General features: G+C 55.1%; 22 protein-coding genes. 6 read left to right on the top strand and 16 right to left on the bottom strand.

Annotated elements, in window-relative coordinates; translation table 11 throughout:
• Positions 1-83: 83 nt before the first annotated feature.
• The 5 genes from AVO44_RS18415 to AVO44_RS18390 form a co-directional block, all read right to left on the bottom strand.
• Positions 84-302: a hypothetical protein gene (locus AVO44_RS18415; protein WP_157770037.1), complete on the bottom strand. Its 219-nt coding sequence runs from the start codon at positions 300-302 to the stop codon at positions 84-86.
• Between the two features lie 307 nt (positions 303-609).
• Positions 610-1,026: an Hsp20/alpha crystallin family protein gene (locus tag AVO44_RS18410; RefSeq protein WP_068340337.1), complete on the bottom strand. Its 417-nt coding sequence runs from the start codon at positions 1,024-1,026 to the stop codon at positions 610-612.
• A gap of 389 nt (positions 1,027-1,415) precedes the next feature.
• Positions 1,416-3,074: an adenylate/guanylate cyclase domain-containing protein gene (locus tag AVO44_RS18405; protein WP_068340335.1), complete on the bottom strand. Its 1,659-nt coding sequence runs from the start codon at positions 3,072-3,074 to the stop codon at positions 1,416-1,418.
• A gap of 933 nt (positions 3,075-4,007) precedes the next feature.
• Positions 4,008-4,235, bottom strand: coding sequence for a hypothetical protein (locus AVO44_RS18395; protein WP_205626558.1), 228 nt, complete (start codon positions 4,233-4,235; stop codon positions 4,008-4,010).
• The gene (locus AVO44_RS18390) at positions 4,226-4,429 is read right to left on the bottom strand and encodes a hypothetical protein (protein WP_157770036.1); all 204 of its coding nucleotides are present in this window, start codon (positions 4,427-4,429) and stop codon (positions 4,226-4,228) included. The genes AVO44_RS18395 and AVO44_RS18390 overlap by 10 nt, the downstream gene beginning before the upstream one ends.
• Positions 4,430-4,957: 528 nt before the next feature.
• On the opposite strand from AVO44_RS18390, the gene AVO44_RS18385 reads away from it, so the two are divergent.
• The 4 genes from AVO44_RS18385 (at position 4,958) to AVO44_RS18375 (ending at position 7,864) form a co-directional block, all read left to right on the top strand.
• Entirely contained in the window at positions 4,958-5,911 is a 954-nt protein-coding gene (locus tag AVO44_RS18385) for an MBL fold metallo-hydrolase (RefSeq protein WP_068340325.1), read from the top strand.
• Between the two features lie 400 nt (positions 5,912-6,311).
• Entirely contained in the window at positions 6,312-6,491 is a 180-nt protein-coding gene (locus AVO44_RS21365) for a hypothetical protein (protein ID WP_169794879.1), read from the top strand.
• A gap of 61 nt (positions 6,492-6,552) precedes the next feature.
• On the top strand, positions 6,553-6,930 hold the full coding sequence (locus AVO44_RS18380) for a nuclear transport factor 2 family protein (RefSeq protein ID WP_157770034.1): 378 nt from the start codon (positions 6,553-6,555) through the stop codon (positions 6,928-6,930).
• Between the two features lie 88 nt (positions 6,931-7,018).
• The gene (locus tag AVO44_RS18375; protein WP_068340320.1) at positions 7,019-7,864 is read left to right on the top strand and encodes a universal stress protein; all 846 of its coding nucleotides are present in this window, start codon (positions 7,019-7,021) and stop codon (positions 7,862-7,864) included.
• Here AVO44_RS18375 and AVO44_RS21830 read toward each other — a convergent pair.
• The 5 genes from AVO44_RS21830 to AVO44_RS18355 form a co-directional block, all read right to left on the bottom strand.
• Positions 7,861-8,043, bottom strand: a complete 183-nt coding sequence (locus AVO44_RS21830; RefSeq protein WP_420865726.1) for a cation:dicarboxylate symporter family transporter — start codon at positions 8,041-8,043, stop codon at positions 7,861-7,863. The two genes, AVO44_RS18375 and AVO44_RS21830, sit on opposite strands and share 4 nt — an antisense overlap.
• A gap of 339 nt (positions 8,044-8,382) precedes the next feature.
• On the bottom strand, positions 8,383-10,305 hold the full coding sequence (gene ftsH / locus AVO44_RS18370) for an ATP-dependent zinc metalloprotease FtsH (RefSeq protein WP_082677568.1): 1,923 nt from the start codon (positions 10,303-10,305) through the stop codon (positions 8,383-8,385).
• Positions 10,306-10,456: 151 nt separating this feature from the next.
• Complete coding sequence (locus AVO44_RS18365) at positions 10,457-11,845, bottom strand: SLC13 family permease (protein WP_068340318.1); 1,389 nt, start codon at positions 11,843-11,845, stop codon at positions 10,457-10,459.
• A gap of 157 nt (positions 11,846-12,002) precedes the next feature.
• Positions 12,003-12,239, bottom strand: a complete 237-nt coding sequence (locus AVO44_RS21825) for a hypothetical protein (protein ID WP_420865725.1) — start codon at positions 12,237-12,239, stop codon at positions 12,003-12,005.
• Between the two features lie 586 nt (positions 12,240-12,825).
• A complete protein-coding gene (locus tag AVO44_RS18355) occupies positions 12,826-14,667 on the bottom strand; it encodes an AMP-dependent synthetase/ligase (RefSeq protein ID WP_157770032.1) in 1,842 nt (613 codons plus the stop codon).
• A gap of 76 nt (positions 14,668-14,743) precedes the next feature.
• On the opposite strand from AVO44_RS18355, the gene AVO44_RS18350 reads away from it, so the two are divergent.
• Positions 14,744-16,009 (top strand): aminotransferase class I/II-fold pyridoxal phosphate-dependent enzyme, encoded by a 1,266-nt coding sequence (locus AVO44_RS18350; protein WP_068340310.1) that lies wholly within the window; start codon positions 14,744-14,746, stop codon positions 16,007-16,009.
• Between the two features lie 12 nt (positions 16,010-16,021).
• Complete coding sequence (locus tag AVO44_RS18345; RefSeq protein ID WP_068340458.1) at positions 16,022-16,804, top strand: SDR family NAD(P)-dependent oxidoreductase; 783 nt, start codon at positions 16,022-16,024, stop codon at positions 16,802-16,804.
• Positions 16,805-16,808: 4 nt separating this feature from the next.
• Here the strand turns inward: AVO44_RS18345 and AVO44_RS18340 are convergent, their stop codons facing one another.
• The 6 genes from AVO44_RS18340 to AVO44_RS18315 all read right to left on the bottom strand — a co-directional run bounded on the left by AVO44_RS18340 (position 16,809) and on the right by AVO44_RS18315 (position 22,531).
• On the bottom strand, positions 16,809-17,636 hold the full coding sequence (locus AVO44_RS18340) for a hypothetical protein (protein WP_157770031.1): 828 nt from the start codon (positions 17,634-17,636) through the stop codon (positions 16,809-16,811).
• Positions 17,637-17,856: 220 nt separating this feature from the next.
• A complete protein-coding gene (locus AVO44_RS18335) occupies positions 17,857-19,347 on the bottom strand; it encodes a GH3 family acyl-acid amido synthetase (protein ID WP_169794878.1) in 1,491 nt (496 codons plus the stop codon).
• A gap of 141 nt (positions 19,348-19,488) precedes the next feature.
• A complete protein-coding gene (locus AVO44_RS20795; protein WP_082677555.1) occupies positions 19,489-19,869 on the bottom strand; it encodes an integrase core domain-containing protein in 381 nt (126 codons plus the stop codon).
• On the bottom strand, positions 19,755-20,108 hold the full coding sequence (locus tag AVO44_RS18325; protein ID WP_068340301.1) for a RidA family protein: 354 nt from the start codon (positions 20,106-20,108) through the stop codon (positions 19,755-19,757). The genes AVO44_RS20795 and AVO44_RS18325 overlap by 115 nt, the downstream gene beginning before the upstream one ends.
• An 18-nt stretch (positions 20,109-20,126) precedes the next feature.
• Complete coding sequence (locus AVO44_RS18320) at positions 20,127-20,855, bottom strand: DUF3726 domain-containing protein (RefSeq protein ID WP_068340298.1); 729 nt, start codon at positions 20,853-20,855, stop codon at positions 20,127-20,129.
• A complete protein-coding gene (locus AVO44_RS18315; RefSeq protein WP_068340296.1) occupies positions 20,852-22,531 on the bottom strand; it encodes a hypothetical protein in 1,680 nt (559 codons plus the stop codon). Before AVO44_RS18315 ends, AVO44_RS18320 begins: the two co-directional genes overlap by 4 nt.
• Positions 22,532-22,580: the final 49 nt, after the last annotated feature.

Raw genomic sequence — 22,580 nt, 5'->3', positions numbered from 1 at the left:
CCCTGGACAGGACCTCAAGCCAAGTTCAGCAGAGAAGGCTTTTGCTGACGCAAAGCCCGATTATTTTGGGGAAAGTCAGCAACTCACTTGCGCTGGAGGTTTTCTGCTCGAAACGCGTCTGCTATGATTTGTGCACCTTCGTGCTGCATCATGGCAGCCGCAAGAGCTACGACCACGTCGGCATGCATGTGTTCCGTCGCCAGCCCAAAGTCATTCATCACCATAGACTTGGCAATATGAAGATAGGCTTCCGCTCTGCTTTGCGAAAGTTGCATCATTTCTTCCATTTCCGCAGAAGTCACTTTCAGCTCCCTCCTGAATTGTGATTTCAAACCGGCATAGGCCAGCTCATTTGCATTGTTCCTTGTTCTTCACTGCGGGCCTGCATGGTTTGACTATGCACCAGCCCAGACACAATTGATCGCAAAGTCTTTGTGAAACGCCCGCGATCGTTAGAAAAAGCCGTCCTGCTTTCTCAACTTGCAAACCTCAACACGGGCATTTCCGAAAGTGCCAGGAAAGCGATTTGGACATACCTGATTAATAACCAGCCTCTGCCACATCTTCAGGCATGTCCTTCAACGAACTCTCGATTGCGCTTTCAAGCTGTTAGCCTTTACGAATTTCTACTCTTGCAGTCTCATGTTTTTTGGGTTTCTTCTTGGGAATTGTGATTGTCAAAACACCATCCTTTAGTTGAGCGTCGACCTTTTCCCCTTCCGCGTCTGGTGGCAAACGAAAAGAACGACTAAACGAGCCATACTGCCGCTCAGAGAAGAACCAGGTCTCTCCGCTTTCTTCACGCGCCGATCGCTTTTCACCTTTAAGATTAACAACGCCTTCTTCTACGCTCAGGTGAATATCCTTTTCCTCTACGCCGGGAAGTTCCACAGCAATTCTATATGAGTTGTCGCTTCCAACGGCTTCGGATGCCGGCGCCAGCCACTCTGCTACTCGTTCACCCAGTTGGCGCAAGGGATCATAGAGCGAAGGCCAAAAGCCGCTGGTGTGGGATTTCTCAACCATCTCAATTCTCCTTCCGGTGTGTTCTCAGCGAAAACAGTATGTAACCAGAAATCGGCATCTCTCCTTGACCCTGATCAACATACGGTTCCGCCAGTAGCTGACAGTTTCATGACTTGCTTCTATACCAAGCTCATACCAGTAAGGAGACATCCAAGCTTTCCCCGGTGGGCCGCTTTGTTTGGTGTCAGCGTCCTGCAAGTGACCGAAGCACTCGCTTGCGCGGGGTCGGAAACCATCTCGGATGTGTGGGAGTGTTCCGGTCGAGCGTAAAGACCGCAGCAATGGCTCCGCAACCGTCTTAGGCAATTGATTTTTACGCCATTGACCAACGTCTGGGTCGCGGACGCAGCAACCGGGCACCCTGCGACCGGGCTTGCAGAGATCTTGTTCTAGCCCCTTGCCGAGAGCGGTACAGTCGGCAGTCCGATGGCTTCTCGAACATCACTTGGTAAGTTGACATTTTGTGCGAGGATATCGGCCCGTTTTGGCGCGCTTTCTGCCATTTCGGCAGCCGTGTTCGCCTCTTGGTTTCTGCCTAACTCGCTCAAAATCCAAGCACGTACAAGCCAGTAATGCCGACAATCAGGACGCAATTCTGTTGCGTCTGAAATAGTTGCAAGCGCTGGCTGCGGCTCCCCTGCCATCAATTGCGCGATTGCAAGCAGATAAAGTCGGAATGGTAAAAACGGATCGTCCGCGGAACGTTCAACAGCGTCGGTCAGAGATTTCGCAGCGATTATCCAATTGCCCGCAACCAACTCCGTGACGCCGCGGGCTTCCATTCCAAGGACATAGCCGGGGTTTAGTTGAGTGATGCGATCGATATCCTTGCGCGCTCCCTCAACATCGCCACAGAGCCGCGCACGTACATGCGCCCGGACATACCAGGAATAGTCGGACCGCGGTGACGCTTGTACGGCCTTGTTCGAAAATCTGATTATCTTTTCGCGCAGGGCCGCCTCGGCTTCGTCAAAGCAAGCTTCCAGGATGAACAGTTGACCTTCACTCCACATGGCAAGTGCGGATCCGTTTTGAGGGTCAAGGCTCAGCGCCCGCTCCAGCAAGTCGAGGGCGTGACGATAGTCAGCAACAGTGGCGCGATAAAACAGCATTGCGGCACGCGCTCTTAGTTCGCTGGCGCTCAATTGATCATCGGGAATATCGGCAAGCCGATCCCCATCGAAAGCATTGATTTGCAATCGAAGGGCGTCCGATAGCTGCTCTGCAGCCCTGTCCGTCAAAGCAAAAAGATTTCGCGGATCGCCGAAGAATACACGCGACCAAACCACCTGTCCGTCACTAAGCCGGGTCAGGCTTGCCGTAATTTTCGCCTCGGAATCGCGGCATCGGAGCCTGCATCTCAGGCTATAAGTCGCCTCGGCATCGTCCAATGAATCGGTGGCAAGCACCCGTACACCTGTCCGGCGCGACAGATTATGAACCAACTGCTCCTGCAAGTCCGCGCTGACTTCAAGCGTCTCCTGTGTTTCAGGCGCGCTCGTTACCCGCTCTACAGCGATCGCAGGCACGTCGAACTGCCCGACTTTCGGCTTGATAACCGGTCGCCATTGAAATCCGTTTACAGGATTGGCCACGTTTTTTAGCTCAAAAGTTCCAGCGTCACCAAAATCCTGGGCAAGACGGGCATCCAGCTGCCGCTTGAGGTCTTCTGAGATCATCACACCGCCGGGCGGCGCCTCAGTCTGCAAACGCGCCGCGATGTTAATGCCCGCACCGTAGACATCAGCCTCGTCTTCCGCAATTTCCCCGAGATGTACGGCCACTCTCAACTGGATTTTTTCATGGCCAGCCAATGCCTGTTGCACGGCCTGAGCGGTCTCAACAGCCTCCGTGACTGACAGAAAGGCGATGATCCACCCGTCGCCCATCCGCTTGAGAATCCTGCCACCCCGTCGTTCGGCCTCAGGCTCCAACCAGCGTTCTCGAAGTTCGCGGATCAATTCAATCGTACCGGACTGGTCCCTGCCCATGGCAGCGGAATATTCTACCATGTCGGCCATCAAGATTACGGCGAGGCGGCGTTCCATACAATTGACATTAGGTCAGCCCAAGCAAGTTGTCATCTTTGGAAATAACTGCTTCGGGCCTCTCAGAGACATCCGGGGATTTTCATCCGATGAGTGCACACCCATTTTTTGCAGTTACGCGGTGCCGCCAAACACCGCGACAGAGGCTGCCTTCACAGACCAGTGTCGATTAACGCGGGAACCGGTCCTTCGGTTGATCAACGCCCATGTCCGGGTCGTGGACGGAGCAGCCATCGATTTTTACACCCGCTCGCACGGTTCAACCTAGCGACGAAATTCGCCAAACAGGCTTCAGTTTCGCCAGATTGCAGCACAGGGCAATGTGCCCATGCAGGTTATCACAGCACGGCACAGGCAACTGGCTCAGATCGGAATATTGGCGCGGGTAATAGCCTGGTCGAGCGCCCCTCGTCGCCCCTTCGGGACATAAGAATTGATTTCGCACCGGAGGGCTTCCGGCACATCGCAGCCGGCAAGGAGTGGAGTTGAGACAGAAACCCGGGGCATGCAAATGGCCTGCCGGGAAGGTCGAGACAGATGTTCGTCGGCGCACCAGCAAGCAGCATTCAACCGATCAGAATATCTGGATCGCTGGCGGGTTTACGCGACCAGTACAGCGTAGTTGAACTGTACCGCCGCGAGGTGATCGCGACGAGCCCCCACGACAGGTGGTCGAAAGAGTTTCTTGAGGCCGGCAAGACGCGATCCACGGGCGACACCGCGCGCCAAGCCACAACCCTGAGATGAGGGGGCGACTCTGAAGGAGGCGGTGGCCGATCAGACCTAGAAGAACCGCATGCAAAAAAAACGAATGATCGGGGATGAAGGAGATGGGGAATAAGATATACGTCTGTTCTGCGTCATTGTGCTCTAATTCAGCTAGATCCTTGCACGGTTCGCACGCTATCGAGGATAATTCAGCTTAAAGGGCAATCAATTCGGTGTGTAAATGCGAATGTATGTTTGGCCGTCATCGTGCAAAAGGCGCTCGTTGAACGCAGTGAATTGATCAACGTCTGCAAGCTCTCCGGCCTTCAAAAGTTGGGTTAACGCATGATCATCAGCTATGCGGGCTCTGCCGTTGAGATCGATAGATACCAGCGGCGCTAAAGCATCGAACCAAATGCCGGTTTGCCCTGGGTCGTCTGCCGTCAGCTCCACGCGTTCCACAAGACTTTCGGCTGTTGCGACACCTGATCGCTTTCGATCAGCGTGACTTTCCAAACGTAGATAATACCCGCCTTGAGGCGAAAGTTCGAACGACGCAGATCAAGACTGTAATGGCCCTTGCGCAGCGGACCTTGCCGTTCGAGCGCAACACCCGTCGCGCCCGGCGCGGAAATTTGGGTTGTCATTTTACCGCGGAACCCTGTTGAAAGCCGCCAAACCAAAGGTGGTGTTCCAGATGACGTCAACCCGCCATTCGGCGGTACAAGCAGGAGGAGTTCCTAAGTCGCACTATCAATATCACGCGTCCCTGCCCCTAGGCGGTCAGCCGGCGCGCCGATTTCTGGAGGCACAAACACCGGGCCTTCCACAGGCGCGTCCGCCTTATCATTCGAGTCAGCGCTAGCCACCGTACAAAAGCCCAATGCGAGCGCAACCACCACGCTGTTTATCGTTGTCAGTCGCAATCCATACCTAGACATTCAGGTGGCTCGAGCTAGCAAGCCACCGAGCAAACAAATCCCTTCAGAACCAGACCCACTACGAAAGCGCAGATTCCCGCCATGTTGCATCGAAACTTTTCTGCACGAACGAGCTCGAAAATGCACAAACCAATTCGCAGATTTTGCATCCTGATCAGTGTTAAGCCTATATGCCATTTCTCTGCTAAGTTGGATCAAATGGAAAGAATCGTTTGCTGAAACGGGAGAACCAACATGAACCGTCGTGACTTTTTCACCGCAAGTGCTTTGGCTGCGGTCGGCTTGGCCGGGCTTCGGGTAGCACCTGTCAAAGCAGCGGGCTCTGCGGGCACAGGTCTTGTGGCTGCGCGAGAATTTCAGATCGGCGACGCGAAGGTCACCGCGCTGTCGGACGGGTTTCTGCCCATCGATGCCTCAGCGCTGATCGGGATCGATGCCGAAGGGTTTGCTGCTTTGCTTGCAGACGCATATCTTCCCGGCCCAACTCATCCAACCGGGGTAAACGCCTTTCTCGTCGACCATGGTGGGCGGTTGACACTGATTGACGCCGGTACCGGCACAGCATTTGGCGACGGCTTGGGCCATCTGGTGTCTACGATGACGACACTCGGGCTTGATCCGGCTGCCGTAGACGCCGTGTGCGCGACCCATCTGCATCCTGATCATATCGGCGGCATCTTGACCGAAACGGGCAACCCATTCGCCAACGCAACGCTGCATGTCAATGAGGCTGATCTGGCATTCTGGGGTGATGCCGATATCAAGTCCAAGGCGCCAGCAGAGTTTCAGGGTTTCTTTGACATGGCAACTGGGGCGGTCGCAGCGTTTGGAGACCGGTTGATGCCGTTTACGGGGGAAAGCGATCTGGGCGCAGGACTAACTGCCATGCCGCTCCCGGGTCATACGCCGGGGCATACCGGATTCATGCTGAGTTCAGGCGATGACACGCTACTGTTTTTTGGGGACATCGTGCATGTCGGTCCTGTCCAATTTCCACGCCCCGAGGTCACTATCGGCTTTGACGTCGATACGGAGATGGCGGCGGCCACGCGGGCGCGGGTTTTTGACATGGCAAGCGCAGATCGGTTGCGGATCGCCGGCGCGCATGTTTCTTTCCCAGGTGTGGGCTTTGTCGAAGCGGAATCCGAAGGCTATCGCTTTGTGCCGCAAAGTTGGCAATATGGCTGAGATTTGAGCCGCAGGGGGTCTGACGGCTTAAACGCTTGAAGGCATTGTTTTTCACGTTCGCCCATATGCCTAACTGGACGTATTGCTGACGGGTGTGGGTGTTTTTCGAGCCGTCGGTTCAATACCCTTTTCTTTTTTGATTGCTTACCGAACCGCTTGCTAATGCCACGGCTTTACGCCCGTGCAGCACTTTGAACTGGCGCTTTTTGATAGAAATTAACCCCAATCATCCAGGAGTATCGTGTAGGGACAAATTCCAAGTTGATTCCCGTTCGTAGTGCTTTCCAAGTGAGTTGAGCTCATTAACCTCTCCGGATAGGCGTTCAGGAAAATTTGCAATCTGCGTTTGGAAGCCGGGGTGTAGCGAAGTCGAAGCCGCCGTCAGTTCATCCTGTTCAGCATGTCTGAAAATGCCAAAACGGCTTTCTCTTCTGCCCGCCTCAAGTTGGTTTCTTCTGTTAATGCTGGTCCGCCTTTTTTCAAAGCAATGCGACTTTGGCGCGGCATCAAGGTCATCCCTTCTGGCCTGGCCGAAGTTGGTTCGAATTGGCTTCAAAGCATCGCTCAATATACGGATTGATCTTTGTCAAGACTGACTGGGGTAAAAAGTGGTACAGCTAATCGCAACGCAGGGGGTGCTCATGGAAGGCTTAGTTGAAATCGGAAGATCATTCGTTCAGGCCATGCGGGAACGCAGGGGAATTGCAAGTGTCGATGAAATGTATGCCGAAAACGCACAGTCGATAGAGGCGGTTGTGCCTCCGGTCCGACAATTCCGCGTTACGAAAGGTCGGGAAGCGATAAAGGGAAAAAGAGAGGATTGGCTGGCGACGCATGAGCTTCAGGAACTCGACGTGGATGGCCCCTACGTCCACCCTCCCAACCGTTTTGGAGTGCGGTTTAGGGCTGAAGTAACTCAGAAAGCTACGGGAGAGCGCATGACCTTGCGCGAGATCGCTATATACTCGGTGTCCGAAGGCAAGATAGTTCTGGAAGAGTTTTTCATGCTGCCGAAGTAAGACGAGAGGTCGGCAAAATTATCTCAGTTTTGGTTGAAATAGCGCGTTCTGCTTCCTGGCGATGTGGGATTCTGGATGGAGGTAAAGAATGCAACACGGAACTTCGACATATTTTTTAGGAGTCGATACTGATGACGCGCAGATTTTGAAATGCGCGGAGGCTGCCCGTATACAGAATAGCCGTTTAATTTGCGTTCTGACCACGGCTTTGCCTAACCTGCCTTACCTAAAGTATGAATCAAACAGGTTTGTTAAAGCAGGTCTGCCTTCAAACTGGCTGGATGCTCTGAAAGAAAAAGACGCCGCCTTAAAGTCTCGTGCCGCTAAGATTGAAGCCCTGATTGTGCGGCATGGCGTATCAGCAAACGTCATCGCCTTTATGGGTTCGGGAACAGATTTACAGCATCTTGCAGCACGGCAAGCTTATAGCTCCGACGTCGCCTTTCTGGACGCTGAGTTGCGAAAAGACCCCGACGTGTTTCACAAGATCGCATATGGGCTATTATTCCATTCACCGGTCGCTTTGATGGTCAATGGAGATCCGTTTGCCCAACGCGATTGCGTTTTTCTGGCATGGAATGATAGCTTGCCTGCGTCCAGGGCGGCGCATTTGGCCTTACCCTATTTTCTGGCGGCCAAAGAGGTTGTGGTCGGGTGTTTTGATCCGCCATTGCTTGGTGACGCGGAAGATCAAGAACCGGGAACTGCCATTGCTGCATGGCTCAACCATCACGGTTGCAACGTGGTCGTTTCGCGGCTCCCGAGTGGTGGACTATCGATTGAACACTGTATTCAGGAGAGCGCAAGAGAAATGGGGGCGGACCTCGTTGCAATGGGTGCTTACGGGCATTCCTATTTGCGTGAGTCCGTTTTTGGGGGAACAACGCAAGCAATGTTGGAACAAACCAGCGTTCCAGTTCTTTTCGGGCACTAAAGAAATAAATGGGTACCTCTGCTTTGCAATGTGTCGAAGCCGACGCGTATTATAAGCTGAGCCATCAGACCGAAAACCGCGAGCGGCGCCAGAAACATCGCCCATTTCACGATTTTCATCGAGATGGATAACAAGGCTTCCATCAGCAACAGGAAAGGCTCGGCTCTTGCACTCCGAATGGTCTGCGCAATCGAAGCCGATCCAAAGTACCGCGAACACCTGCGAGGTGAGACGATTCAGCATCGCATTAAATGGTACTAAGCCGGCGGGTTTACTTGGACGAAAGGCCCGCGATTCCCGCCCAGACCTCTTGCAAATAAACGCCTAAACCTGAGATCTTCGGACAAAGCCCTCGTCTGAACTGCCATGGCAGCGCCGGGGTAAGTCATCGACGATGGACCTTTGGGAAACGGTCAAGGTCTCCGAATTTTGCGGCAGCAGCAGTGACCACCGCAGGCTGCGTTCACCCAAAAATGCGAAAAAAACAGTCCATCACGTAGGCAACGGCATTTGCATTTCTAACTGGAATGTTCCGCATGCCCAGCCGCCGGTATCTTTGTAACCGAGCGCGGGACCTGCCGAGGCTGTTGCACGCTATGTTCTGGATCGAGGCACAACTGGATCTCATCGAAATCCAGTGTTTCTTTGGCTTCAAGCGTCGAGACCAGTTCTTCTATCCTAAGCTTGTGTTCTTTAAGAGTGGCGGTTGCCCGCGCCTCGGCCTCGTTGAGCAAATTGATAATAGCTTGGTCCACTTGGGCTGCAGTTGTGTCGGAATGACTTCTGGGCTGCGCGATTGACCGCCCCAGAAACGGGTGATCTTCGCTTTGCCGCAGATCGATGGGGCCGAGTTCTTCAGTCATCCCCCAACGCGCAACCATTGAACGCGCGATTGCAGTGGCTCTCCGGATATCGTCATCGGCACCCGAACTCACAGTCCCAAGGAACAAGCGTTCAGCGGCACGCCCTGCAAGCAGTGTTACAAGTTGGTCTCGAAGGAAGGCCTCATCAAGTGTATGGCGCTCTGCCTCTGGTAAGGAGTGGGTTCCGCCAAGAGCATGGCCACGCGGTATGATTGTAACCTTGTAGAGCGGATCAGCTTCGGGCATGAAGTAAGAAACGGCGGTATGGCCAGCCTCATGTACCGCGAGACGGTGACGTTCCTCCGGTCTAATTGCCAGTGTGCGTACCGTTCCCATCATCACCTTGTCACGCGCTTCGTCGAGATCAGGGCGCGAAATCAGACTTGCATTGCGCCGCGCCGCGCCGATTGCGGCTTCGTTGAGGAGGTTTTTCAAATCTGCCCCCGAGAAACCCGGTGTCCCAGCTGCGATGTGGTCAAGATCACCGGAATCTTCCAACGGCAGTTTCCTGGCATGGATATCGAGAATCGCGCGTCGCGCTTTTTTGTCAGGAAGGTTAAGCGTGACGTGCCGGTCAAACCGGCCCGGCCTGAGTAGGGCCGGATCCAGCACGTCTGGCCGGTTGGTTGCGGCCAACACGACAACCGCTTCGCGTTCGGTGAACCCATCAAGTTCGGCAAGTATCTGGTTCAGTGTCTGTTCCCGCTCATCATGGCCACCGCCAAGCCCGGTGCCGCGTGTGCGTCCGACACTGTCCAACTCATCAATAAAGATGATCGAAGGGGCCGCTTTGCGTGCTTCTTCAAACAGCTTGCGGACCCGACCTGCACCGACACCTACGAAAATCTCTATGAATTCAGAACCTGACGTCGAAAAGAAAGGGACATCCGCCTCACCGGCAAGCGCCTTGGCCAGCAAGGTTTTGCCGGTACCGGGCGGACCGACAAGCAAAACACCATGCGGGACCTCAGCGCCAACGCGGGTAAACCTTTCCGGGTCACGCAGGAATTCGACCAATTCCGCCACCTCACGTTTGGCCTGATCCTGGCCTGCGACATCGTCAAAGGTTAAAGTTTTCCCCGATTTTGCCGGCTTGGAAAAGCGGCCGCTGAGAAGGCTACCGGTCATGCCGCCAGGGCTACCCGGAACACCGCCCATCATTCGCCGCTGAAGCCACAAGTAGATGCCAAGGATAAGGACCCAAGGCAGAATATAGGTGAAGAGCGAAATATCAGCTGGTTCAGTAGCAGTGATATCGACACCTTGGTCTTCGAGCAATTCCAGCAATTCCGGATCACCCACAGGCGGTATGACAGCTCGCAGAACCTGCGTGTCATCTCCTCCTTCTGTTATTGCATCTATGACAATAACATGTTCGCGCAACTCTGCTGATTGAGCCCGGCCTTCGCGCAGAACCTGTTTCAACTCGGTGTAAGTTACCGTTGTTTCCTTTTCGCCGGGCTGAACGAGGAAGTTGGCGATCAATACAAACACCAGAATGAACGCGAAGACGATGTAATTGGTCCAAACCGACCAGTTTGGCCCGTTGCGTGGACTTTTAGGGGGCTCTTGCGGCATTGGTTTTTTTGCTTCCGGTTTGATCAGCGCTTTGTTCAAAAGGACCAGCAGACGCAACACTTTAACGAGAAGCACAAACTATGCAACATCGACCGGCGTGCAGGCGGCGGCTGTTCCCGATACGGCCAACGCCCGCACCAAAAGCACCGTCTCACATTAGCAACCAAGGTCCTAGAATTGATGTCAGGACTACAGTGATGACCAAAGCAATCAGATCCAGCGGCGCACCCGCGCGTAGCATGCTTTGCCGCGTAACAGCGGGGTTGGCGAAGACGATGGCATTCGGTGGTGTTGCCACGGGAAGCATAAAGCCTATCGAGGCGGCCAATGCGATTGGCAGCAAAAACGTTACTGGATCAGAGCCAAGTCCTGTCGCGATTGCACCGGCAATTGGCAAAAATATTGCCGCCATTGCAGTATTGCTTGCCAGTTCTCCAAGATAAACAATAAGCCCCGCTATGGTGAACAAAACAGCCAACTCCGGCCAGTGAGCGATCACCTGAAATCTCCCGCCCATGCTTTCCGCCAAACCGGAGCTTTGAATAATATTGGCAAGGGCCAGACCGCCGCCGAAAAGAATAAGTACGTCCCAGCGTATTGATGACCCGGTCTCCCAGTCGAGCAACCGACTACCTTTCCCGTCCGAAACGATGAAAAGCGTAACAGCCGCAATCATTGCGATACCCGCGTCCGAAAATTCAAGTGTCGGCAACAGCCATTCCACCAAGGGGCGCGATAGCCATGCGGTCGCTGTCAGACCTGCGACAATTGCGACTCGGCGCTCGGCCAAACTTACTTGCATGCCCGATCGCTCATCCAAAACGTGCAGTTCACCCTTGCGCACACCCGGTGAAACCCAAGCGAGAAAGACCCATGTCACCAGCAACAGAACAAACGCGACAGGAATGCCAATCACCGCCCATTGCGCAAAACCGACGGTGACATCGTAGGTGGTGCTGACATAGGCCGCAAAAATCGCATTGGGCGGTGTGCCGATCAAGGAGCCCATCCCCCCAATCGTGGCCGAAAATGCCACGCCGAGCATCAGCGCGGTACAGAAGCCTCTGTCATCGTCGTGCGCACTCACAATCGCAGCAGCAATCGGAGCCACAACCATTGCAGAGGCCGTATTGCTGATCCAAAGGCTGAGAAATGCGGTGCAGGCCATGAACGCGCCAAGAACACGACGTGGACTCGTACCTGCCCGTCGCACCAGCGCAGTCGCGAGACGGCAGTGCAAATCCGATTTTTCGATAGCCTTGGCAATAAGAAAACCGCCCAAGAACAATATGACCAGCGGATCACTGTAAGATCGAGCCACGTCGTCCAGTTCGGCAAGAGCGAGGATTGGAGCGCAAGCCAAAGGTAGTAGCGCTGTTGCAGCTAATGGCAGCGCTTCCGTGAGCCACCAAAAAGCCATGGTAACGGCTAAGCCAGACGCTCGCCAGCTTGGCTCTGACATACCAGCCGGAGCCGGTACGAGGACTGGCACCAAAAGCACGACCAAACCGGCGGCAATGGTCAATGTGTTCAGTTTCATCGCGCAAGATTAACAGCAAGTCATTCGGGTTCAGGCAATCATCTTATCGATCTGTGCGTTCTCGGCCAAACAAAGAATTCTCAACACAATCAAAGTAGTGAAAGTATTTGCAGCGGCTGCCACTTACATTCGACGCCTCCCAAAATCTGTAGCTTGGTCATGCAAAATGCTGACGGTTACAGCACCGATCGGTTGAAGCAGGATGCAGGCGCCCAATTTTTGGCTCCGCTTCGCGATGAACAGCAATATCTTTCCATCCCCATTCAAACGGTGTTGCCGTCGCGTCTCGGAAGTTCCGCGCTAAAACTGACGACACAGCTGAGCGACCCGAACAAAGCTCATCACCACAAGTCCCGATGAGCGAGATCGCATCCCCGTCAACGAAGAGGGTCATCAACCGTTCAAGGTCCTTGGCACAGTGCGCATGAGCGTATTCCTCCAACGTGGCGAGTATTGGCTCAAGATTAGTCATTGCGGCCTCTAATTCGTGTGACCCAACGTAGTTCTACCACAAGCCGGAAACTGGTTCGTATTGGGCCCTTGAACGGAGGGGGCTTTCAGATGTTGGCAGTGTCTGGTCTGATATGGCGGACGACTGCCACCAACCGACAAAAGCTGTTCTCTCAATCTTCTGGCGAACCGAAACGGCCAGCCCGTATTGCTGTGGATGACAAGGTTTAACAGCGCCAAGTCTTACAAATTGTCCGTAAGCTCAGGCTTTGCCACCGCGCCGATGCACGCACCCTACTGTCTCTGGACCAACGGCCGCTTTGAGACCAGAGGAAACAGAAGGTGTCGCTCCGGCGCAATCGTGCGCGTTGAGCTTAGAGCAGGCATTTCAACCAGACCCCATGGAAACCCCTTGCCCGCCTCAGCCCAAGTTCTTCTTGTATGGCCCTCGCGTGTGACCGCCTTGCGGGCAAAATGAACCCTCGCTTCGGATGCACTAACGGCATTTAGGCACAGCGCGATATGTGCAATCAATGGTAGAGTTTTGTGAATGCTCTCTCATAGCGCGCTAGAATTTGCGGACGCTTGGGCTTAAGTGTCGGCGTGATTAGACCGCTTTCGAGACCCCAGGGTTCAGTTTCAATGACAATGTCGCGGATGCGGGCAAACGGTGGGATATCTTCCAAACCAATGGCTAAAAATTTGACCAGCTTCCTTCGTACTTGTTCGGACATTGGGTCAGCCAGAGAAATATCCAACCCTCGGCACCAAGCTTGGAATTTCGGTACATTTACAACAACAACCGCTGAGCACCACGGCTTACCGTCACCCAAGACGCAGACCTGATCGACCAGAGGATTGGCAGCCAGAGCTGTTTCTATAGGCGTTGGGTTTACGTTTTCCCCGGTCGATAGCACGAGGATGTCCTTTATTCTCCCGTTTATGTAGACGCGTTCATCAATTATTTCGGCAGCGTCCCCCGTACGGAGCCAGTGATCTTGATCGAAAGCGGCGTTTGTGGCGTCTGGATTGTTCCAGTATCCGATCATTGCGCTTGGCGAGCGGATCAAAAGTTCTTGGCGGTCGCCTATTCTCAGTTCGCTGCCAGGTAGCGTGAACCCGACGCTGTCACAGCGACGATCCTCAATTGTCGACCCGGTAACTGCAGGTCCAGCCTCGGTAAGCCCGTACCCTTGAAGCAGAGGTATTTCCATTGCTGCAAAAAACCGGGACGTGTCTGCAGACAAGTGCGCGCCACCGCAAATCAACATCCTAATTTGACCCCCGAAAGCTGCGTGTACACGCCTTGCGACACGTTTGCCGATCAGGCTCCAATAAAGTTTCGCCATAGTAGAAGGGGGAGGTAGGTTTTTTTCAATTACTTGCCGACGGTGCCAGCCGATTGCCTCGGTCCAAGCTAACAACTTGCGTGCGATTAGCGAACTTTCTGCTTCAGAAATCACCTTGTCATGGAACCTTTCGAAAAGTCGTGGCACCGCCAGCATCACGGTTGGATGCAAAGTTTCCATGTCTTGAGCTAGTTCTTGTATGGAACGCGTGAAAGCTACCGGGCTGTTCGCAAGCATCGGACAGATATAGCCCAAGGTTCTCTCGAATGCGTGAGCCAAAGGAAGGACAGACAGGAATAAGTCCTTATTTGAAATCGGATTAATTTTCCCCACTGTCGCCGCGTTCCAAAGGAGTGCTTTGTGAGCTAGCATCACCCCCTTTGGAGCCCCCGTGGTCCCGGAAGTGTAAATAAGTGTCGCCAGGTCATTTGGCGAACCGAATTCCCCTGGATCTTGTTGGTGACGTCCCTTTGCTGGGTCGGGGCAGGCTATCGCTCGTCCTCTGGAAGGCTGTTCCCCGTTGAGCAGCCAAACGTGACTTAATTCGTGCAGGGACTTACGGTCAGGCCCCAACCCTTCCCAGCGATCTATACTGTCGGTCACACATAAAGCCGCACCGCTGTCGTTCAGGACGTGGCAAATATTGGCGGCACTATCCCGCGTGTAGACCGGAACGGTTACAAGCCTCTCGCTCATGGCTGCCAGATCGGTGACTATCCACTCAACACCGTTGGGTAAGAAAATCCCGATCCGATCACCGGAACGTAAACCAGTTTGCGCAAAGGCAGCGCGTCGTTTGTCGACACGTTCCTTCACCATGCGCCAAGTCAGTGTCTGCCAGGCACCGTTCACGAACTGAATATAGGCGGGGCTGTCAGGCGTATCACTGACTCTTGCTTCAAATGCCTCTGGAATCGTTTGGCATAGCGCATCCCCTACCCCGCTGGTTGGCGACCTTTCAAGCATGGCCGATCTTCCCAGTTGGTGTTCAAAACCTCCATGATTCAAATCAATTTCATTCAACGTTGAGGGGGTTAACCTTTCGAAGTGGGTCTTGAATTGCTCGAAAATTCGAGGCTTGGAAAGAAAGGTTCGACTAATGGCAGGAACTGCTTCTTCACCCGCTGCGCGAATAAAGTCTTTGACAGAACTCGTGCAAAATTCGGGACTTTACCCGAACAATCCCATCGTAAACAGTGCGACGACTGAGCCTGTAATATGGGTCGACGGTCGCGATCATCTGTTATTTTGCTCCAACAACCTGCTTGGCCTATCCAACCATTCAGAAGTCAAAGCAACAGCCCAGAAAGCGCTCGAACGCTATGGGCTTGGTTCCGGCGGATCACGACAGATGGCGGCGAACATCGATGTTCACAGAGCGCTTGAGCAGCGTATCGCCGAATTTGTCGGCCAAGAAGACGCTATCTGTTTTGCAGCAGGGTACATGGCCAACGTTGGGGTGATCCCAGCGCTTATGAAGGTAGACTTTCTTCAGTCGTTGGCTGAGACCCACCTTGGCAATTCTAGCGTAGATAAGATAGGAGAGGATGATACCGCTGGTTGGGAAGTTTTCAGTGAAGAACTGAACCACGCAAGCGTCGTAGATGGTGTACGCCTTGCAAAAGCTAAGATCAGCAAGTTCCCCCATAAAAATATAAAACGCCTCGCTGAGGCTCTTGGCATGTCGAAAATGCCATCCAAGCTTATCGTAAGCGACGGCGTGTTCAGCATGGATGGAGACATCGCACCGATCCCGGCGATTGCCGATTTGGCACGCGAACACGACGCCATGCTGATGATCGATGATGCGCACGGGGTCGGCATGCTCGGGGCAAACGGACGGGGCAGCCTTGAACACCACGGGGTCGCTTCCACCGACGTCGACTTGCAAATGGGCACATTTACAAAGGCCTTCGGAGGCGTTGGTGGATATGTTGCTGGAGATAAGGAAGTTATCGACTTTTTACGTATTTCCGCACGCACCTATATATTTTCGGCGCCATTGCCACCCGCCATCGCAGCCGGGGTTACTGAAGCTATCGACATTGCTGAACGCGAGCCCTGGCGACGCGAAAAAGCGCTTGAGAACGCATTCTACTTTAGGCGTGAAGTGGAATCGCGAGGGTATAGAACGCTTGGCAGCGAAGCACACATTGTCCCGACCTTGATTGGCGATGAACTAAAAGCGGCAGAGGTTACCCGCTTGCTAAGACATCGCGGTATCATTGCACCGCATGCTCGTTACCCCGCTGTTGCACTCGGCCAAGCTCGCATCAGGTTCGTGATGACATGCCAACACGAACGTGAACAGATCGACTTCCTGCTGGGCTGCCTTGCCGAAATGCGTGAGACCCTGAACCTTTAGGAGCGCGTGACGTTGGAAACCCTAAACAACAGAACCGCGCTCATCACGGGGGCGTCCTCGGGTATCGGACAGGCTTTTGCGGAAGAATACGCATCCAAAGGCGTCAATTTAGTCATCGTCGCACGTCGTATTGATCCCTTACAAAAGTTGGCGTCACGGCTGCGATCACAACATGGCATAGACGTAGTAGTTTGGACCGGAGACCTTGCCATACCTGAGACGCCTCGACGCCTGTTCGATTACCTGACGGGGCAACACATCCACGTGGATATCCTCGTGAACAATGCCGGATTCGGGGTTCCCGGAACTCTGTGCGAAGTGGAATGGGACAGGCATCGTGAGGCCATCGAAGTTATGGGCGCGGCCCCGGTTCGGCTGTGCTATCTTTTTGCTCCGACAATGCAGGAAAGAAGGTCGGGTTGGATCATAAACGTATCCTCACTGGCGGCTTTTGTCCCACCTCACGCAGGAGGAACTCTGTACTACCCTTTAAAATCGTACCTCGCTCGGTTTTCAATCGCGTTGCGGGCGGAATTGAAAGCGAGTAGCGTACACGTCACCGCCGTTTGCCCGGGGTTCACACATACTGGGTTTCAAGCCGCGGCGGGTGGGACTGTGGAGTCTGTCGCAATCCCGAAGTGGATGTGGAGCGAACCGAATGATGTTGCGGCCGCCGCTATACGCGCCGTGGAAAAAAACCAACCAATCTGTATTCCGGGCCTGTTCAACAAGGCAGTGGCGTTGTTCTTCAAGGTCATACCCGGTGCTCTGGGGCGCAAGATAGTTGGCGAGTGACCGATCAGAAGACGTCACCAGCACTCACCATTACAGGTCCGTTTCGCAACTTCGCGATCATATCCTCGCCCATTCCCACAACGTCGATCCTCAGTTTGGCGGACCCTGACATGGCATGAGATAGCAGTCCCATTTTTCCACTTTCTCGAATGCGGCGTAATACGCTGCTTCGTTCATCAAGCATTATGAGGCCAATTTTGGCTTGGTAGTGATACAAACAGGCTTCCAACAGCTTAAAGAACGCTGCTTCCTGTCCCTCTTTCACAACCAAATTCCCCAATCTGACCACCCTCAGGTCCCGTAAGTTCAAAACGCCATTTAGTCCCGGCAAAAAAGGAAGAACCCTCAGTAAAAAAGCTCCCCGGATTCCGGGTATCGAGATGATCGACCACCGCAACAGTTCTGCCTGAGCAAGCGCTACTATTGTCGCTCCTTCTCGAGCGACGAAACACTCGTCCGGTTTGAATGATGAGCGGAAATCGGTCAATTCGTGGCCTTCGTATGTCTGCTCCAAGTCAGCCAAAACCTGTTCCGCTTCCCCGGGCAGGACCAAGCCCACATTGGGATCATTACGCGGAGAAACCCGAGTAAAGAGCGCCAGAGCAATGTTTGCCTCAACTGTGTGACCAATCTGATCCGATAGGTGCAGCGAGTATTCAGTTGTTTCTTCGACATAGGCAAATCCGAACCCCGGTGACCCGACGGTCGAGGTGCAATAGTTCCGGACATGCTCAATCAGCTGTCCTGCAAGTCCCTCGTGCTGTCGATCAGGCCTAGTCGAGGCCATTACGAAGTGGAAGCCATGGCACCTTTTCCCCATCAACAGTTTCAAACACTTATCCAGAACGAATACGCAAAGCTCCTGCCCGGCATCTGACAAAACAAAATAACTTGGGTCACGCAACCGAGCCAACGTTTTGGCGATATCAATAATGCGGTATTTCGTGGACCGGCTTCCCCAGACTGTTTGAGCAAGCAACTCAACGGTTGCCGCTGAAGGTTCGTCCGATCGCGTGATCATTCGGCGTGAACTGGGGTCTTGCCAAATCACCTCAACCGTCATGACTTTGACCTTCGGTTGCCTGGCTCAAAATAGCCTTGCGCATGTCATCGAACAAACTGGCGTCCGTCACGAGCCTGGGAACCTTATACTGGCCGCCCAAACCGCGGCGAGATTTCATCCATCTGAGGAACCCTCCCTTGGCAACGAAATTCACCTCTGGTGCAGACAGAGCGAGACCTCCTGTACGCAATTCTGAATAGTCATCATTTTGCGCGCACAAAACTTTGTCGACTATTGCCGCGAACGATTCTGCGGCATTCGGCTGAGGTTTTCTTTCAACTTCGATGAGATAGAGGTGGCGATTGCGTTGATCTTGGCAGACGGTACCAACGCTATAGTCGATAACGGAGAGTCCTGTGTTCGATGCAGCGGCAGCTACTGCGTCCGCGATCTCGGCCTCAATCAGATGTTCACCGAAGACGGACAACCCGTTTTCCACTCGCCCGACCACCAACAAGCGTGGTGGCGAGATATCCACGAAGCGTACGATGTCCCCCACAATATATGACCATAGCCCAGCGGCCGTTGAAATTGCCAAGGCGTAATCGACTCCGGTTTCAATATTACCAACCCAGTGCCGATCGGGGCTTTTGGAATGGATCTGTTCCGCAGGAATAAACTCGAAAAACACATTCCCGTTCAAATGCAGGCGCATCCCCTCCCCGTCGCCTTTGTCGGCATAAGCAAATACACCCTCACTTGCAGAGTACATCTCTCGTGTTTCTGCATGACCTCCCTGCATCAATCTTAAAAACCGCTGCCGGTAAGGGGCGAAGTTTACACCTCCATGAACGATGAGCTCCAGGTTTGGGTACCAATCGACCAGTTTTACACCTGAAGTGTCCCCCGCTTGGGCCAATTCGTCCAAGAAGATCAGTAACCAGTTTGGTGAACCACCCAAGAAACGCACATCTTTCCGCAGAGACAACGGAGCAAGACGGCGGATCTTTTCCTCCCAGTCTTCAATCCCAGCAATATCGGGGGGCGGCAACACACGACCCTCAAACCAATTCGGCAAAGCACCTGCCGTGATCGCGCTGACCGAACCAACATCGACACCTGAAGCAGCACGCTGTAAGTCAGTCGGGCCGGTCAATCCCAGAGCAGCACCACCCAGTAGTCGGCTGTCTGGCCTGTTTACGAAGTGAAAACACAATAAATCTAGAAATCCTTGCGCTGCGGAACGCCGCATCTCGGACGTATAGGGAATGTATTTAGAGCGGCCCGTTGTTGTCCCGGAGGTCATTGCGAAATACGGAATTCGCCCCGGCCAAGTTCGGTTGATGAGATCGGGGTATTTTTCCTGCCACCACTCCTGCCAGAACTCGGTGTAGTGACGGATAGGCACTCGCTGCTGGTAGTCTCTGAGCTTGGCGATTTGGTCGAAGCCATGGGCTTGCCCGAAATTCGTGACAGACGCGCGGCGCACAAGCCGGGTCAAAAGGCTCGACTGAACAACACAAGGGTTCTGTCGGTTCAAGCTCCAAACCCTGGCCTTCGCGCACCGACGAGCCAACGGACTGAAGTCGACAATATGCCCGGATTGGCTGTTTGCGCGCTTCGGTTGCGGTTTACTCATCGCCCTAGTCACCCAGTTTGCAAGGTTAGTTTTTGAAAACGTTTACTTTACCGGTATTTTTGCCCGCCAAATGAAGTTGTCCTTTGTCAGATAATTTGGGTCAATCGAGGTTCGGCGTTGTTTAAGACCTCCAGCCATCTTGTATCCGATCGCGCTGTGGGGTCGGTCCTCGTTGTAGTGTCTTCTCCAAACTTCCAGCTTTTTAACCGTATCTTCAAGCTCCATGACCCAATACGCGTTCAGGCATTCGGATCGGAGTTTGCTGTTGAAGGCCTCTATGCAAGCAATGTCAGCGGTCCGAAAGTGAACTATGTTGGGGCGCGGGCAGTAACAATCATTTCGACGCGCATGCCAGGCCGGGCGAGCGGCACGCCGCCAGTGGCGCGGGCGGGCGGGTGTTCGGGATCGACCCAGGCATCCCACACAGCGTTCATACCCTGGAAATCGGCCATGTCGGACAGCCAGACCTGAACCGAGGCGATGTCGGCCTTGCTGCCGCCCAGCTCGGCCATCACCGCGTCGATCTTGTCCAGCACTTCGCGGGTCTGCGCGTTGATATCGCCGGTCAGGTCATTTGGCACCTGTCCGGCGAGAAAGGCGATGTCGCCTATGCACACCGCCTGACTCATACGCGGGCCCGGGTTCAGTCGTTTAAGGCTCATGAGGTCTTCCTTTACGTGTCAATCGTTGTCGCCCGCCGCGCCTGCTCCGGCGCGCGAGACATCAGAAGCAGGGACGGTGATACGCATGGCAAGCGTATTGAGCGCGCCAATAGTTTCGGCGGCCACCACCATCGGTGCCATCGGATCCGAGTCCGGCTGGCGCGTTGCGAACTCTGATCCGATCAGAAGCTCGGCCTCCACCGGCAAGGCCGTTGCCAGTGCGCCGATATCGCCAGCTACCCGGCCATCGGGGCTTGCCACGACCGCGCCGCCGGGCCATTCGATCCGAACCGGCTGTTGCCGTGCCCGAGCCATGTCGGACAGGAACGGCAAGAGCAGGATTGGCTGTGTGACCGGACCGATCCGCAGGCTGTCACATTGCATCACGGGCAACGCCACATAATCGCACAGCGCCGACCCCAAGGCGATCGGGCACAGCAGGCCACCCTCGGGCGCTCGGAATGCGCCAGCGTCGACTACGGGGCAGATGTCGCGCCAGGCGCGGTCCTGCGCAGCCTGCAATTGCGCTAGAAGCGCGCCCGGACCGTCCAGCCCCTGCCGCGCCAGCCATGCTGCGGCAAAGCCAGCCTCTTCTGCCTGTCCCCAGCTCATGCCCGCTCCGCGCGCGGCCTTAAGGCAAAGCTGTTCGATCTCGTTCAGAGACAGGCTGGCACTCTTGCCGGTCGGCATTGGAGAGCCCGAGCGGGTCGGGTCCATGGCTTCGATGTCTTCATGCAGAACGGTCATGTCCAGCCTCCCGGGCAGATATCTGAGGGATAGGGCATATCCTGGAACAAGCTGATGCGAACCCATTTGTCGGATCTCGGATCAAACCGGCTGGCACCGAAGCACGCCAGCTTGCAACGCATCAGGTCGATCGGCAGCATATCTTCAGCGATCAAGTTATCGCGCACTTCGCCAAACGGGTGATTGGCGGCGATCTGCGCCCGGCGGGCCATGAACCGATGATCGGGATGCGCCAGTAGAAAGGCAGCGAGCGGTTCGTCATAGGGGCGGTCAGCAAGGGCGGCGTGTAGTTCATTAGCCAGGCGGGCGATGCAAAGTGGTTGCTCTAGCGCGGCACCATCCTCGGCGAAGCGGTTGCCGAGCCGGGGTTCCAGCTTTTCCTCCGACACATACCAGAACCGGGCGATATTTTCCGGGGCGTCGAAATCGATATCCAGCGCCCAATCGTAGTGATCAGCCAGTATGCAGGTCAGGGCTCCGGTCGTCATAGCGCCATCGAGCCGGAAGGTTGCGGATTCATCAGCCGTCATCTGTTCGGCAAGGTCATCGATCAGCGCGCCGTGCGGCTCCAGCATCAACGCCACCAAGGCCTCTTGCCCTTCGAGTGATAGCTCGGCCTCGGCCCAGCGCCAGAGCGCGTCCCAAGGGTATAGTGCGTCTGGTGCGGGCCAGTCGCCAAGCCAGTTAGCCAGCAGGTCGAGGTCCTTGCGAAGGGCCTCGAGCTTGGCGACTTGCAGCGGATGGGTTGAGGTCCATTTTGCAGCATTGACCTGCGCAGCCGAGAGCGCCGTGCGCAGCTCATCTGCTACCTGCGGTGTCACAGACTCCTGGGCCCGCACCCGCGCCAAAGCCTCTTCACGCGCCATCATCCAGTTGTTCAGCAACACCGGGTGCCGCACGAGGAACGGTGCCATGCCGAGGCCTGTTGAATTCCCCACGCCGAGCATTCTGCGGATGGCCGGGTCCAACCGCACGGCTTTTGCGCCACCTTGAACCGCGGCGAGATGTTCTGCGATGTCGACAGTGAACTGCCGGGTCAGCCAGACCGAGAGCATCTCGATCTGGAACGGCGCGTTGAGTTCCGGGCGGTCGGCAATGGCCGCCCGATCGGCAGCGCCGAATTTGCCCGAGCCGTAGACCGCAGTGGTGCGCATCAGGTAGCCGACGCTTTCGACCTCGGCGATGTCGGGCTGCTGTCCCTGCGCCAGATGGTCGATGACATGGGCGAAAAGCCGGACAGAGCGGTTGGCGCGGCTGAGCGAAAGCTCGCGCGGAGAGATTCGGCCTGCTTCCTGAAGGGGAACGTTGGCCTGAAGGCGGTCAAGATCGGCCTTGGTCGGTTCACCGTCGAAAAGGGCAAAGGTCGCGTCCCAGGCCGTTGCGATGACCCGGTCCGAGCGCATCTCGTCTGGCAGGTCATGGGCAAAAGCGACAAGGCAATAGGTCCGCTCGGGGCCCTTGGCGCGATAGACGGCACGGCCTACGCCCAGCGCGTCGATTTCCCACACCGGGCGGTCGAAGACCCAGCCCTCGCGCTCGATCCGGCGCAGCAGGGTGCGCAGAAAGGACAGGCGGGTGGGATGCGCGCAACCCATCCGGTCGAGGCGCATGACCTGCGACGGCGCGCGGCGGAACGGTGCGGTTTCGGGGGGCAGGCAGGTATGCGCACGATCCATGATGTCCTCCTCGGGGTAGTAGGTGTTGGCGCGGGCGGCCTGCCCGCGC

The sequence above is a fragment of the Ruegeria profundi genome (genome assembly GCF_001507545.1).
Lineage (GTDB): Bacteria > Pseudomonadota > Alphaproteobacteria > Rhodobacterales > Rhodobacteraceae > Ruegeria > Ruegeria profundi.
Note: the sequence above shows the minus strand (reverse complement) of the source record. Positions and strands in the feature narration are given on the sequence as shown.

What these genes read in the sequence shown, in the direction of transcription:
- AVO44_RS18380 (WP_157770034.1), top strand. Translation starts at nt 6,553, where the DNA reads ATGGAAGGCTTAGTTGAAATCGGAAGATCATTCGTTCAGGCCATGCGG.
- AVO44_RS18325 (WP_068340301.1), bottom strand. Translation starts at nt 20,108, where the DNA reads ATGAGCCTTAAACGACTGAACCCGGGCCCGCGTATGAGTCAGGCGGTG.
- ftsH (WP_082677568.1), bottom strand. Translation starts at nt 10,305, where the DNA reads ATGCCGCAAGAGCCCCCTAAAAGTCCACGCAACGGGCCAAACTGGTCG.
- AVO44_RS18350 (WP_068340310.1), top strand. Translation starts at nt 14,744, where the DNA reads ATGGCAGGAACTGCTTCTTCACCCGCTGCGCGAATAAAGTCTTTGACA.
- AVO44_RS18390 (WP_157770036.1), bottom strand. Translation starts at nt 4,429, where the DNA reads ATGACAACCCAAATTTCCGCGCCGGGCGCGACGGGTGTTGCGCTCGAA.
- AVO44_RS18315 (WP_068340296.1), bottom strand. Translation starts at nt 22,531, where the DNA reads ATGGATCGTGCGCATACCTGCCTGCCCCCCGAAACCGCACCGTTCCGC.
- AVO44_RS18375 (WP_068340320.1), top strand. Translation starts at nt 7,019, where the DNA reads ATGCAACACGGAACTTCGACATATTTTTTAGGAGTCGATACTGATGAC.
- AVO44_RS18405 (WP_068340335.1), bottom strand. Translation starts at nt 3,074, where the DNA reads ATGGAACGCCGCCTCGCCGTAATCTTGATGGCCGACATGGTAGAATAT.
- AVO44_RS21365 (WP_169794879.1), top strand. Translation starts at nt 6,312, where the DNA reads ATGTCTGAAAATGCCAAAACGGCTTTCTCTTCTGCCCGCCTCAAGTTG.
- AVO44_RS18365 (WP_068340318.1), bottom strand. Translation starts at nt 11,845, where the DNA reads ATGAAACTGAACACATTGACCATTGCCGCCGGTTTGGTCGTGCTTTTG.
- AVO44_RS18385 (WP_068340325.1), top strand. Translation starts at nt 4,958, where the DNA reads ATGAACCGTCGTGACTTTTTCACCGCAAGTGCTTTGGCTGCGGTCGGC.
- AVO44_RS18410 (WP_068340337.1), bottom strand. Translation starts at nt 1,026, where the DNA reads ATGGTTGAGAAATCCCACACCAGCGGCTTTTGGCCTTCGCTCTATGAT.
- AVO44_RS21825 (WP_420865725.1), bottom strand. Translation starts at nt 12,239, where the DNA reads ATGACCCTCTTCGTTGACGGGGATGCGATCTCGCTCATCGGGACTTGT.
- AVO44_RS18320 (WP_068340298.1), bottom strand. Translation starts at nt 20,855, where the DNA reads ATGACCGTTCTGCATGAAGACATCGAAGCCATGGACCCGACCCGCTCG.